The organism is Campylobacter sp. TTU-622, assembly GCF_016598965.1.
GTDB lineage: Bacteria > Campylobacterota > Campylobacteria > Campylobacterales > Campylobacteraceae > Campylobacter_D.
Window position 1 is genome coordinate 1 of record NZ_JAENKR010000226.1, and the last position, 437, is coordinate 437.

The window sequence follows — 437 nt, forward strand, 5'->3', positions numbered from 1 at the left end:
TCCATTCAGCAATAGTTTTTATCATTTTTAACCTTTTTTGATAATAAAAGGCGTATTTTACTCATTAATGGATAAAATATTATTTAAAAAAGATTTTCATTGATCCATTTTCATTACTCAAATTAAGTTTTCCATTTTCATTTAAAATTTTAAATTTCCCTTTAAAATTAGATAAAAAAGTATTTTCAAAATCCATTACTTCTTGTGGATGACAATACATTTGAGTAGAGGCTACACGATCACCTTCAACTGTAAGAATTTTTCCATCACTTTGATAAGCGCCAAAGAAACGATTACATCCTGAATAACCATAAAATTTATTATTGTCAAAACTAATATTTGGATCCTCTTCTGTATTTTTAGGAATAAAAGTTTTATCATTTACAACTATTTTTTCAATTTTTAAAATTGCATTTTGAGGCAAAATATCAAAAGAC

1 protein-coding gene is annotated in these 437 nt (G+C 24.5%); it reads right to left on the reverse strand.

Going from position 1 to position 437, the window contains the following annotated elements:
* Positions 1-79: 79 nt before the first annotated feature.
* On the reverse strand, positions 80-437 hold a 358-nt coding region (locus JG677_RS08605; RefSeq protein ID WP_200286226.1), incomplete at its 5' end, for an META domain-containing protein.